Origin of the sequence: Rhodovulum sp. FJ3, from assembly GCF_032918305.1 — a bacterium.
Lineage (GTDB): Bacteria > Pseudomonadota > Alphaproteobacteria > Rhodobacterales > Rhodobacteraceae > SAT37.
This window is the reverse complement of record NZ_JAWJUU010000002.1, coordinates 381,579-393,777: the sequence shown is the minus strand read 5'-3', so window position 1 is coordinate 393,777 and position 12,199 is coordinate 381,579. Positions and strand designations below refer to the sequence as shown.

General features: G+C 62.3%; 11 protein-coding genes. All 11 read right to left on the bottom strand.

Annotation, left to right across the window (positions count from 1 at the left end):
* Position 1: 1 nt before the first annotated feature.
* From R1W00_RS07005 to R1W00_RS06955, 11 genes are read right to left on the bottom strand one after another with little or no spacing between them, the layout of a single operon-like run.
* Positions 2-820: a LamG-like jellyroll fold domain-containing protein gene (locus tag R1W00_RS07005; protein WP_317262016.1), complete on the bottom strand. Its 819-nt coding sequence runs from the start codon at positions 818-820 to the stop codon at positions 2-4.
* Positions 820-2,670 (bottom strand): hypothetical protein, encoded by a 1,851-nt coding sequence (locus tag R1W00_RS07000; RefSeq protein ID WP_317262015.1) that lies wholly within the window; start codon positions 2,668-2,670, stop codon positions 820-822. The genes R1W00_RS07005 and R1W00_RS07000 overlap by 1 nt, the downstream gene beginning before the upstream one ends.
* Positions 2,671-2,672: 2 nt before the next feature.
* A complete protein-coding gene (locus R1W00_RS06995; RefSeq protein ID WP_317262014.1) occupies positions 2,673-3,614 on the bottom strand; it encodes a hypothetical protein in 942 nt (313 codons plus the stop codon).
* Complete coding sequence (locus R1W00_RS06990) at positions 3,611-6,736, bottom strand: phage tail protein (protein WP_317262013.1); 3,126 nt, start codon at positions 6,734-6,736, stop codon at positions 3,611-3,613. Before R1W00_RS06990 ends, R1W00_RS06995 begins: the two co-directional genes overlap by 4 nt.
* Positions 6,733-7,131, bottom strand: coding sequence for an NlpC/P60 family protein (locus R1W00_RS06985; RefSeq protein ID WP_317262012.1), 399 nt, complete (start codon positions 7,129-7,131; stop codon positions 6,733-6,735). Before R1W00_RS06985 ends, R1W00_RS06990 begins: the two co-directional genes overlap by 4 nt.
* Positions 7,128-7,640, bottom strand: a complete 513-nt coding sequence (locus R1W00_RS06980; protein ID WP_317262011.1) for a DUF1833 family protein — start codon at positions 7,638-7,640, stop codon at positions 7,128-7,130. The genes R1W00_RS06985 and R1W00_RS06980 overlap by 4 nt, the downstream gene beginning before the upstream one ends.
* Complete coding sequence (locus R1W00_RS06975) at positions 7,640-8,311, bottom strand: hypothetical protein (protein ID WP_317262010.1); 672 nt, start codon at positions 8,309-8,311, stop codon at positions 7,640-7,642. The genes R1W00_RS06980 and R1W00_RS06975 overlap by 1 nt, the downstream gene beginning before the upstream one ends.
* A gap of 1 nt (position 8,312) precedes the next feature.
* Positions 8,313-10,991, bottom strand: a complete 2,679-nt coding sequence (locus tag R1W00_RS06970; RefSeq protein WP_317262009.1) for a phage tail tape measure protein — start codon at positions 10,989-10,991, stop codon at positions 8,313-8,315.
* The gene (locus R1W00_RS06965; RefSeq protein ID WP_317262008.1) at positions 10,978-11,337 is read right to left on the bottom strand and encodes a hypothetical protein; all 360 of its coding nucleotides are present in this window, start codon (positions 11,335-11,337) and stop codon (positions 10,978-10,980) included. Before R1W00_RS06965 ends, R1W00_RS06970 begins: the two co-directional genes overlap by 14 nt.
* The gene (locus tag R1W00_RS06960) at positions 11,337-11,744 is read right to left on the bottom strand and encodes a hypothetical protein (protein ID WP_317262007.1); all 408 of its coding nucleotides are present in this window, start codon (positions 11,742-11,744) and stop codon (positions 11,337-11,339) included. Before R1W00_RS06960 ends, R1W00_RS06965 begins: the two co-directional genes overlap by 1 nt.
* Positions 11,744-12,196: a hypothetical protein gene (locus tag R1W00_RS06955; protein ID WP_317262006.1), complete on the bottom strand. Its 453-nt coding sequence runs from the start codon at positions 12,194-12,196 to the stop codon at positions 11,744-11,746. Before R1W00_RS06955 ends, R1W00_RS06960 begins: the two co-directional genes overlap by 1 nt.
* Positions 12,197-12,199 lie beyond the last annotated feature (3 nt).

Genomic DNA, 12,199 nt, shown 5'->3' with positions numbered 1-12,199 from the left:
GCTATACCGCCAGCCGCGCACTGTTGAGGCTGTAGTCCAGCGCCACGGTCTCGGCGAAAGGACGGGCGCCCGGGGTGCCTGTCAGTTCCATCGTGGCGCGCATGAACTTGCCAATGATTCCTGCGCCACTGAAACGCGGATCGCGGCCAACCACTGCGCGGGTGATCGTGTCGGGAATTGCGGACCCGTTGCTGCTCGAAAACGTCGATACATGAACCCCATCGACGTAGATTTTGAGGGTGGACGCGCTGGCCGTGGTCGTATCGTATTCGATGGCGATCTGATGCACCGCACCGTCAGTCAGGGCCGCAAGCACCGGTGCAGGCCCAGCATTAAAACCGAGACCAGCCACGAAAGCGCCTGTTGCGACATAGTTGGAATAGTTCAGGCCGATGGATACCGGCGTCCCAGAGGAAAACCCGAGCGCGAAAACCGGATTGTTACCGCCCGATTGAACCGTGGTCGCGGGCTCATTCTTGACCCAGAGGATCACGCCGAACTTGGTCGTGCCGGTAGGCGGAATGAATGCCGGGGGCAGCGTGATATAGTGCGCCTGAGTCAGCACCGCCGCACCATTGCCATCGCCCGTGATCCCGCTTGACGTGACCGCACCGGGGGTTTCATCCCAGCCATCATCTGCCAGCGCATAGTTCAAAACGTTCCCGCCCGTGATGGACTCGCCGTCTGCGGGGATTGACCCGCCCCACGCCCAGCCATCAACCAGATCGACAAGACAGGCCGTGCCAGCGTCCATGGCGGCATCTGGATAGAGAACTTCACCGGAACCGGTGACGGGCAGTTGTTGAATGTAAACGGTCATTAGACCCATCCTCTTGAAGTGCAGAAATCATAGACCGCCTGCGCCATGATCAGGCGGCCAGCGGCATTAGGGTGAACCGCATCCGTCATCAGAGACGGCGGCGGATAGTTGGCGGCCACGGCGGCCTGATCCTCGGCACTGCCCGTCGCCGCAGCAATGAAATACGGCAACAGGTCCAACGTGTTATTGGGCCATTCCTCTTGGAACAGCGTCAGCGCCTGCTCTCGGAAGGAATAGGCGGCGGTCCCGATGCCCTCGCCCGTCCCGCCGTCGTATGCCGTGCCGTTGAGCCACGGCATGAGGATCATTCGCTTGGAAAGGGGCGCATGGCGGGCGACGATCTTCTTTGTCATGTCGAACACGCCCGCCGGATCGGTGTAGCTGTTGCGCCCGATCAGCAGAGCCAGCATCATGTCCCGATGGTTCCAGACCATGTCGGAGGTCGGCGGATCGTCCGACGCGCTGTCACCGGTCGGGATCGGGGCGGCGTGAAAGTAATACTTGCCCGCCGGGAGATCGCTCCCCGCCGCATATCGCTTGATGTAATAGGCCGAAGCATCCTTATCCCAACGCACCGTCACATAGGTGCCGCTCTGCGGATCGGCGGCGACATCACTCACCAACCAACCATTTATCGAGGCACTTGCATCAGCAAACGATTGCATCGGTTTGCCCTCGCTTGTGCTACTCTCGGTGCACACGACCTCAGACCCCGCGCCGGGGATCAGCGGGCAATCATAGCTTGTTTCGACCGCGCCGAAGCGCGAAGCGATACCAAGCGCGGTGTTACTCGATCGCCCGAAATTGAGGGCCGTGATATTCCAGCCCACCGTCGATAGATCGGCGGGCCAACCCTGCGCCGTCGTACTATCCCCCCAGCAGGCCAGCACCGGCAGCGGTACGACCGGGTGCTCATCACTGACATCGGGTCGGGAATAGTACCGACCACCCGGCGCAGCGGGGGTGTAGGGCAGGTTGTCGCTGCGGGTCGATGACCACACAACCACGTCACCGGCCAACATCGGATCTACATTGACACCACCACCGCTAGACAGTTGCACCGACCGACCGGACGCGGCGGCATCGCAATAGACCTCTGCCCCATCGCTCCACGGCAACCACGCAGCGCGCTCAGACCGAAGGGTCGCAGCGCTGGCAGCAATCGCATCGTTCATGTCGCTGGGGCTGACAGGTTGTTCGGTCATGTCGAGGACAACCCGGCGATCAGAACCGATAACAACTGCACGATACCCGCAACGCTCAAACCGACCGCCCGAAAGCCAAACCGCCCCGCCGGTCAGGTCGTTTCGCATGTCTTCGGCGAGATCAAATGACATTGGCAGACGCCACGTCACCTGCCCCCCGCTGATTTCCCAAATCGGGCGGCGGCTTTGATCAACCAACGCCGCGTCCACCCCGGAACGCTTAAAGCGCCCATCGTCAAAGACGCGGGCCGTCGTGCCCGTTACGGTCTTATCCGCCTTTTGGGGCAGCACTGTGCCACCAATCCGCACCCACCGGCCCCAAGCCGCGCGCCACGAATAGCGCCCTGCGTTGTCCACAGCAGCCCCGTCGTAACCTGTGGCTGACGCCTCAAGGTGCGTGCCGCTGTCACTTTCCACCACATACGCACCTTCACCATCTACGGCGCCAGTGAGTGCAAGAAGGGCGTCCCAATCTTTGACCGTGCGCGCCGCTGATTGCGCGCTCAAAGCTGCCGCTTGCGCGTCGGCAATTGCAGTGTCCAACGTTAGGATGCGCACGCGATCTGCATCGCGGAACACAGCCACCCCCGGCACACCCTCATAGACCTCTGCGAGCGCCTCTCCAATTTCAGAAAGTTCTGGCATTTTTACCCCACCAAAATAATTGCTTTGCCACGGGCCCCGGCGGCATCAGCGCCACCGCCACCGCCCGGAATTTCGCCCGGTGACGCCCCTGCGCCGCCATCGCCGCCATGTACCGACTGGCCGCCGTCCTTACTCGGGCCGCCCCCACCGGCGCCGCCCCAATAGGCATTTTCCCCGTCGCCGCTGTTCCCGTTTCCGCCCTCGGTCTGGTTGAATGTGCCGCTGGCCCCACCCATCGCGAAGGCCCCGCCGCCACGGCGCGGGTTGCTGGATGCATCCGCCCCGTGCCCGCCATAGGCAACGGCGATGCCGCCAAATGTGGTGTTGCCCCCGTCGCCGCCCGACGTGCCGCCCTGCCCGATCGCGACGGTTTCGGTGATGCCCAAATCAGCCAGCCGCCCGATCCACTCGACAAACGCACCGCCGCCCCCGCCGTTGGTCGCGTTGCCCGCACCACCGCCCGCCCAGAGCATCGCCCGCACGGTCGTATCCGGTGACATGCCGGTCGGCTTGATCCACGTGCCATCGCCCGCAAACTCTTGCCGGTTGACCCCCGGCGTGCTGGACGACAGGCCCGACAGGATGCGCCACGCCGCGCCATCAAACTGTAAGAGCGACATCAGCCCAGCCTCAAGCGCCCCCGCGACCAAAGCCGCGCCCGAGGCGTCCAGAACCGGCACAGCCGATCCGCCGTTGATTGTCAGGGTCACGCCGCCGGTGCTTGTTCCGGCCCACTCAATGACCGCGCCCATGCCCCGCACCAAACCATCGCCATCAAGCGCCGGGTCCATCGTGGCCGTGACATTGTCCGCCGTGCCACCCACCCCGGTCAGGGGCAGTGTGGACGCGTCGAAAAGGGTCTTCACCCGTTCGGCATATTGCGCCAACAGCGCATCACCGGCCACATCGACCGACGTCTCGTTAAAAGTCGTTCGTTCACTCATTCGAACAGTTCCTGCGCCTCATCTACAAAATTGATCGTGTGGGTTAGGCCCTCGGCATAGGAAATGCCGGTCACCAAACCGCGCATCATCTCGGACCCCAACGCGCCGACGACCACCAAACAGCCCTGATCGATGCCCACGCGATCGACCGAGGCGGCCAATTCCAGCCGCGACAGGTCGCCCTGCCCCGTGATTTCATGAACCGTGCGCGTGCCATCCGTGCGCCGGATCACCACGCCCGTGCGTGCGCCGCTATCCGTGACATCATCGATGGCAGACACATCCGCCGCGCCCTCAAGCCCAACCTCGCTGCGCACGGGGACCATCGCGTCCAGATGCAGGGCCGTGACGCGCCCGAGGTCATCCAATTCCCAGTCAAACAGCCGCGCCGCGCCTGCCCGATCGGTCAGCACGTCATGCTGCACCGCAATCAGGCTGCCACGGCGGCAAACAATGGCCTCGGCGGGCGCCTCAAGCGCGTATCGCGTAGACCGCAAGCGGGCCTGCTTCAGGTCGAACATCGCCCGCGCCGTGACCTGTTGTTCGGTCGTCGGCCCCTCATACTCGACCTGTTCAATCAGGCCCGCCGCATTGTCTGGCACGAGGACTTGGCGCGGCTGATAGTCCTGTGTCCGATCAACGAAACTGACCAAGAACCCGTCGGGGATGACCTCAAACGATTTGGTAAACCGGAACCCCGACGAATTACGCGGCGTGAACACCTGAACCAGACCATCGCCCGAACGGTCGCGATCACGGGCAATCGCCGCGATGTCGGCCAGATACGGGCGCGCATATCCGCTGGCCGCGACCAGTTCGGACACGGCGGCAAAACTTTTTTGGCTCAGAACCACATCGCAGGTCAGCCCCTTGGCCGCGCAGTCCGAACGCCACGCGACGAACTCGGCGTTGGCCTCATCCGTAAACAGGGCGCGCGGCAAAGGCCGCGCCGATTGTTCGCCGAAAAACACATCGACCAGATGCGGCGCGGGGTTGCTGGTGATCGTCCAGAAATTCCAGCCCGAACCGTCCCAATCCCGCACGTACCCCGAGGCCAGCGCGGACATCTCATCAATCTGGATATTGCGCCCGCGCATCGCGACGACCGCGAACCCGCCCTTGGGCAGCGGGTGCTGATCTTTGATCGAAACCACCCGATCGACGTAAACAGTATCCGTTCGGTTTTTCTGGGGATGCGGCAGTTTGTTTCCGCCCACCGGCGCGCCGAACAACTCAAACACACGCCCATTCGTCGCGTAGGTCGCCGGATCGAAACTGTTGCTATCATCGCCCCCGCGCAACAATGCGCCGCGCGTGATTTCCACCTCATACCGCCCGCGCGGGAAGTGTGTCGGGTCCAAATAGATATCTGCTGCATCGCGATCCATGACCACGTTGCGCACACGCGAATAACCGATCGTCTGGGCGTCCAGATATGCGGGCAGAACCGCCCCGCCCGCGTCGAAATATGGATCGGCGACCCATTCACCGCCACCGGGCGCAACCGGCGCATAGACCCGCGCCTCGGCAAATCCTTCATCATCGGCAACAGCGGCGGCAGGCACATCAGCGGACCAGCGCAACCGGATTGTCGGGCGCATCTGATCCGTAGTAGCGGCCTGAAAGTGCAGCTCAGGCAGATCGATCCAGTCAGACGGCAAAATCTGGCCATGGGCGATGCGCAGAGCATGGACGGTGCCCGCCCAATCGTCCCCGACGCCACCCGCGCCATCATCGCACCACTGCACCGCTTCACCACCGAACGGACCCGATGCAATCAGGGTCATTTCGACCGACCCGAAATCACGCCACCACAAGCGCGCGCCACGCTCGCTCACGTCGATCTCGGCAACGACCACCCCACGCCGCCCGCGCAACCGGTTGGCAGGGATAGACAACACGCCCCGCGATCCAGCCTCACCCCATGTGAAGTGCAACTCATCACCAGCAATCCCGAGGTACGCCCCATGCGCCACCGACCCGAGGCGCGCAATCGTGCCCGCCGGGGCCTGCCCGAAATCGACATCCGCGACGATAACCGCCGACCGCACCCGATCCAGTGCAGGCACGACATAGCCCGCAAGCGCCGGATCATCCGCCGCGAAATCTGGCCGATCCTCACGGCGCAAGGATTGATCCCGCAGGCGCACCCGGAACGGAACGCGCAGCAATTTACCCAGATCGCCCGCGATATTCAGGCCCGAGGGCAGGTTGAGATGAATTTCCACCACATCTGCACCGGACGCCGTGCGCACCGTCAGGGGCTGGGGCAGCGCATCGGAAATATTGCCGGTCGGGGACTCGACTTTTTCGCCGTTTTTGTTCGCCAGATAGCCGCGCAGTTCGGCGCGGGGCGTTTCCATGGCGCCGATTTGTGTCACCAGTTCGATTTGCACATCACCGGCCCAGCCCTCGCGGACCTCATAGTCCAGCCGCTCTACATCCCCCGCCGATGTACCATTGACGCGGACATCCGACCACGCATGTGGCCCTGCCAAACCATAGACCGCGTGCACGACCTCATCCGGCCCCTCACGTGTCACAAACGGTTGCGCCAACAGGGGCGGCGTGACGCGGCGCGTGCCGACGACACGCGGTGGTGCTGTGTTTGGCTCTAGGACATTGCCTCCCGTGCCCGATGCATCCTGTTGAACACCGGTCGCACCCGCCAAGGGCGGCGGCGCCAGCGCAGACAGGGCCAGCGATCCGGCCAGCGCACCACCAGCGGCGGCAAGGTTCGCGCCGATTGTACCCTCGGCGAATTTCTCGCCCAGAACCGAGGCCAACCCACCGTTTGAGATGAACCCGACGCCTGCGGTCAGCGCGATCGACGCGACCAGCGCGAACACCTGTTTTCCACCGCCATCACCGCCGCCCATCGGCGGGGCGTGGAATGTGACCTCAACCGGCACGCCCATTTTCGGACGCGGGCGGATCAGGTGCCACGCGCCTTGTGGCACGAGCTTGCCGTTGATGTGAATCTGGTCGTGTTCGTGACGCGGCCATCCGGCGGGCAGATCGACCACCTGACGGGCCAGTTCGGCCAGCGTCGGATGACCCGCAACCGAGAAGGTGCGCGGCATGATCTCGCCAAACGGGCGATACGTTGCAATGACTGTCATTGTGCTGAATACCGATGCCACCCCAACAGGCGGCCCTTGATCCGAAAATCACTCACAGGGACCAGAACGGCCCCTGTTGCACGTTCTGTGTGCAGCATGGTCACACCGTCCACCATCACACCCACATGCACCCCCATGCGCCCGCCATGGCCGCCGGACATCAGGGCGACATCGAACGGCGCCGGAACGTCGACGGGCCGCCAATCTGCGCGATCCCCCGCCATGGCCCGCGCCACACGAATAAGGTCGCCAGACGAAATATCGCCATAGGTCGGCAGATCGACACCCCGATGATCCGCATAGACCGCGCGAACCAATCCCCAGCAATCGAACGACACCGGCCCCCGTCCACCATCGGCAAACGGGGCACCCACGTAGCGCGCGGCCCAATTCATCCGAAATAGAGCCCCGGGCACCGCGCCTGCGTGGTCGTGATCGCGGGCCATGGCTCAGACGCGTAATCCGGCAGCGCCGCGCGCCCCGAGACCTCCAACGCATCTGCGGACACGTCGCGCAGTTCGTAATGGGTCAGGCGGTAAATCACATCCGCCGTGCCGATCTCTTGGCGCGGGTCCTGCCCCATGTCGAAATCCGACGATGTGCAGATCTCCAATTCTACGGTGGCAACGCCCGAGGCGGCGCGCAACGCCGCACCAATCCGTCGATCGATGTTCTGCACCCGCACCTCTGTGACCGGCTGTTGATCATCATCATTGACCAGCGACACGTCGAACGGGATGCCAGTAAACAGATCATCACCGCGCACATAGTTGAACCGGTCGCTCACAATGCGGATCGGCTCGGCCAGATTGTCATGGTGCACGGTCAGGAACGCGATCAAGGTCTCAGTCGGGTGCGCGCCCTCAAGATCGCTCAGGGTCTCCTGCGGAATGTCGCGCTGCATTAGTAGACCTCCAGCGGCTCGCCGTTCACGGTCACAACCTCGCCGTTGTGGGTCACGGTCGGACCATTGAACAGCACAAGGCGCGTCACGCCCTCGGGCGGGATTACCCCCAGCGATCCCGGGGCCACGTAATAGCCCGGATCGATCGACGCCCCGTCCCGCGCCTCAAAATACCCCGACACTTCGGACAGTTCGGACGCGCCAACCCGTTCCCCGTTGATGGCAAAAACACCGTTGACCCAATCCGCAATCACGGCGGGCACCTCGGCAAGATCGTCAGGGACGTACTCGGCGAACCACGGCGTGCCCGTGACCATCAGGCCGAACGACACCCGCCGAAACTGATCCACCGCCTGCACGGAATACCGGTCACCTTCGCCCATGAGACGTGCATTCACCAGCGTTGCATCCATCCCGTTGCGCCACAAAAATGGGGCCGTGGCGCGGTTCAATTTGCTGATCACAAAGTCTTTCCAGACTTTGAACCCGTCCACGGTCATCAGCGGAAGCGTAACGCCATAAGTCTCGATGTGGCCTGAGTACAAAGGGCGCTCGATCGGCGGGCCGTAATCCGGCTGGAACGACGCCACACCAAAGTTCGCAGCGCCGCTGAACTGGGCCGAATTGACATCAAGCCGAATGTTTCTCGGCCAAGAAACTGGAGTCGCCATTCTAACCCCGCTTTCGTTGTGTTGGGCTCACGCCAAAACGCCCGTTCAGCTGCTTGTCGAACCGGCCAGACGAGATACCCTTGCCGACGTTCATCTCGATCACCTCACGGCCATCTGGAAGTTTCCGGCGATTTTCTTCGATCGGCTCTCTGCCGTAATTGTTGACGACGATCTGCGTGCCGCCACCAGAGCCGTTGGTCTCAACGCCCAAATTCCCGCTGGGCATGCGCGTCAATGGCATGATTGCCTCGGGTCCTGCCTCCCCCATCAAGCCAGTCCCCCGCGCGAACGGGAAGAGGGTCGGAGACGATACAACGCTGTTAGAATACGCATTGATGCCGGGGCCCGAATAGACGCCACCCGTCGCGTTCGCAGTCAGAGAGCCAAGGGTTTCAATCAAGGAACTGCCAAAGGATGTCCCGCCCAGAGCTTCCAAGCCAGCTGCGGTCGCTTTCACGAGAGCAATTTGCAAAAGCAGCTGCCTCATGAAGTCCAGCGCCCCATCGACCCCGCCCTCAAGCGAGCTAATGAAGTCCCCGAACGCCGCCTGACCGCCCTCGATGTTGGTTCGAACGCGCTCCGCCTTGTCCGCGGCGTCGACGTAGGCCTCAGATGCAGACAGAATTTTCGCGCGCAGTTCGGGCGTCACTTGGATGCCGGCCTTTTGCGCCTCGGTCAGGAGGGTTTGCGCCTTTTCGGTAATCGCGATCTGGCGTTGCAGTTCTTCGAGGCTTCCACCCCATTCCCGATAGGTCGCAACCTGATTTTGCATCGCGGCTGTTTCGCGCGACACCTCGGCCAATGCCTCGGCAAAACCGGACAGGCCAGCCGCACCGCCCCCAGCGGACCCACCCGCGTTTTTCAGGCTCTCAAGGATCGCATCAACGAACGATGTGTCGACATCGACAGAGACCCCGCTCGAAACCGTCGTGTTTGCCGTGAAGTCCGAACCGGTGACGGCCCGCGCCGCCCGGTCGCGGTCAAGTTTGGCCTGCTCCAGCGCGGCCCGTGCCGCGTCAAGATCGGCTTGCGCAGCTTCAACTGCGGGGCGCAACCTGTTGCGTTCAGTGCGATTTCCGCCCGACTTGGATGCCGCCTCAGACGCATCCAGTAAGGCCTGTTGCTTTGCAAGTTCGGCCTCGGCGGCAAAAATCGCGCTCTCTGCCAGCTTGTAATTATCGTTCGCCAAATCGATGGCGGACTTGCCAGCGCTCGGCGCCGCTGTCGTGTAGAAGGTGCCGAGCGCGGCATTGAGTGCGGCCGTTCCTGAGGCTGCATCATAAAGTGCATTTTCAGCCTCACCTGCATTGTCACGAGCGAGCAGAAAATACGCCGCAGTGCCTCCGACGAGACCCGCGAGCACGCCCCAAGGACCAAGCGAAACAGCCGTCGCAACAGCCAAGCCACGGGCGGCGGTTGTCAAGGACAGAACCACAGCCCGCAAGCCGCCAAGCCCCGCAATGGCTGCGGGTATCTGCGTCGCCGTAAGGCCCAGCATAACCGCACCAACCCCGGCGGAATGCTCCCCCAAAAAGTCCATGCCGGATGCGGCCGCTTCAACGGCGGGCACAAGAGCCGCCAAAAGTGCGGTCCCCGCTTTGTCTCCAAACTCTGTGAACGTGCCCAAGGCGACGGTCAGGCGGTCATCCATTGATGCCGCGATTTTTTGAACGGCGGTGTCTGTGGCGCCCGCCTTGGCCTGCATGTCGACCAGAATGTCGTTGAAGCTGTCTCCCGCAGTCCCAGCCAGCGCAAGAGCGGGCACAATCGCCTCAACCCCGCCGAAAAGAACGGCCAGAGCCTCAGACGAGCCGCCGGTTTTCGTCACCAGATCATCAAGCCACCCCGCAAAGCCTTGCGATTGGATCGCGGCGGTTGAGAAATCCACACCCAATGCCTGCGCGGCCTTCGACGCCTCTACGCTCGGCTTGGTCACGGCGGCCAGAATAGCCCGCAAGCCGGTGACGGATTCCGCCGTAGAAATCCCGCCCTTTGTCAGGGCTGCAACCGATGCCAACATTTCGTCAACGCTGACGCCTGCGGACTCGGCCAAGGGCGCGACCCCACCAATGCTGGACGACAGTTCGCCGATCGTGGTCTTGCCCGCCCGCATCGCGACGAACATCGCGTCGGATACGGCAGCCGCGCCGCCGGCCTTTTCGCCATATGCGTTCAGAATGGTGGTCAGGCCGTCCACAGCTGTGGTGATGTCTGTGACACCACCCTTGGCCAGCTTGTTGGCCTGCGTCATGGTCTCGGTCGCCTCGCTCACCGAGGACGCACCCGCCGAAATCGTCTGGTAGAAAGCCCCTAGCTGATCATCCACGCCGCCGCCAAATTCACGGACAAAAGCACGCGACGCAGCCGTCAGTGCCGCCAGCTCTTGGTCGGTTCCCTCAATAAGCGTCGACACCTCGGCAAGCGCCTTGCTGGACGCCCTGCCTTGCTCGACAAAGCGAGACGACAGGCCAACACCAGCCGCCGCACCAGACAGGGCAAAGAACGCTTTAGCCAGCTTGGCGACACCACCAGAGGCCGTGCGGGACGCATCATCGATGTCATCGATCTGCTTCTCGGTCTTTCCGCCTTCGGTGCGGAACTTTTTGAGCTGGCCAACCGCCTTTCCCGCGCCAATGGACGAATAGCGGATCGCGATACCTGCGATGTCAGTCGCTTCCATTCTGCATCTCCGCTGGCGATAGGGCGAATTCTTCAAGGCCATGGGCCCACGCGTTCACGTAGGCACAGCTCATGGCCTTGATTGTTGCTGCCTCCCATGGTTCTGGAGTGATCGACCGGTTCTGAAAGTACGCGGCGATTTCCGTCTCAGGGAGAGGCTGGAGTGTTCCGGGATAAGGTCGGGCGCACTGGCCCAGATCCTCGAACCATTCCATCAGGTAATGACCCGCGGACGTGTCGGGGCGGTAGTATTTACCGCCCACTTTCTGTGATCGGGACTTCTTCCATTTGGGAGGAACAGCAGAATGAAACCCATCTTGCGCGGCGGCAAGAACTAGGTCGGGCATCACTCTGCGCTGATAAAATTTCCCGCATCGGAAGCGAAATTGATCGAACCAACAACGAAGCGGCTCGTCAGACCAAAGAACCAGTCCAGATCGTCGGGGGTAACTTCCAATGGGCGCTTATCCCGCTCGACATTCTGGAAGCGGACGACAAGCGCGCGTGCAATCGCGTCATTTTCACCGTCCTGCAAAGAGCGGCCACTCGCGACCCTCTTTTGATGCTCGCGGATCGCCTGCTTGACGGTCGCACTTTCGATTCCGCGAAGCCAAATGCCGACGGGCTCTTCGGTGACCTTCCCGTCCTCCCCCTCCACCTTTTGATAGAGAGGCAGGCCGGTTTGCAGGTCGGGAATGTGCCAAAAGCGACCTTCTTCGGCGTTGTCGCCAACCTTAAAGCGCGCGAAATCCATCAGGCGACGACCTCAGCCGAGTTGAACATGATCGGCATGATGAAGCCCTTGAAAGCGTTGCTCGAACGCTCACGGCGACGGACCGGGCCAATGCGCCCATATTTATAGGTAATCGTCCCGTCGGAATCCTCGATCTTGAACGACCATACCGCATTTACGTCACGGTCTACGCCGGGAAGGATAAGCGCCTGACCGGCGTCGCCCTCGATATACTTGAGGGGGACGTCAATCCCGCCACCGTCCTTGGTGCCGTAAAAATGTTCCGTGCGACCGTCTTCAAGGGTCGGCTCGCTGACATCCTCGGCGGTGTCACCATTCTCGGGAATGTTCAGAACGCCCTTGATCTGCGTATAGCTCAACGCCGCAAATCCGGTTGCGTCCAACGTGGCGGGCTTGCCCGAGGCAATGCTCATTTTTCCGCCAATATCGATATAGGTATCACCGTCAGCCATGGT

What these genes read in the sequence shown, in the direction of transcription:
- R1W00_RS06960 (WP_317262007.1), bottom strand. Translation starts at nt 11,744, where the DNA reads ATGGATTTCGCGCGCTTTAAGGTTGGCGACAACGCCGAAGAAGGTCGC.
- R1W00_RS06975 (WP_317262010.1), bottom strand. Translation starts at nt 8,311, where the DNA reads ATGGCGACTCCAGTTTCTTGGCCGAGAAACATTCGGCTTGATGTCAAT.
- R1W00_RS07000 (WP_317262015.1), bottom strand. Translation starts at nt 2,670, where the DNA reads ATGCCAGAACTTTCTGAAATTGGAGAGGCGCTCGCAGAGGTCTATGAG.
- R1W00_RS06970 (WP_317262009.1), bottom strand. Translation starts at nt 10,991, where the DNA reads ATGGAAGCGACTGACATCGCAGGTATCGCGATCCGCTATTCGTCCATT.
- R1W00_RS06955 (WP_317262006.1), bottom strand. Translation starts at nt 12,196, where the DNA reads ATGGCTGACGGTGATACCTATATCGATATTGGCGGAAAAATGAGCATT.
- R1W00_RS06980 (WP_317262011.1), bottom strand. Translation starts at nt 7,640, where the DNA reads ATGCAGCGCGACATTCCGCAGGAGACCCTGAGCGATCTTGAGGGCGCG.
- R1W00_RS06995 (WP_317262014.1), bottom strand. Translation starts at nt 3,614, where the DNA reads ATGAGTGAACGAACGACTTTTAACGAGACGTCGGTCGATGTGGCCGGT.
- R1W00_RS06990 (WP_317262013.1), bottom strand. Translation starts at nt 6,736, where the DNA reads ATGACAGTCATTGCAACGTATCGCCCGTTTGGCGAGATCATGCCGCGC.
- R1W00_RS07005 (WP_317262016.1), bottom strand. Translation starts at nt 820, where the DNA reads ATGACCGTTTACATTCAACAACTGCCCGTCACCGGTTCCGGTGAAGTT.
- R1W00_RS06965 (WP_317262008.1), bottom strand. Translation starts at nt 11,337, where the DNA reads ATGCCCGACCTAGTTCTTGCCGCCGCGCAAGATGGGTTTCATTCTGCT.
- R1W00_RS06985 (WP_317262012.1), bottom strand. Translation starts at nt 7,131, where the DNA reads ATGAATTGGGCCGCGCGCTACGTGGGTGCCCCGTTTGCCGATGGTGGA.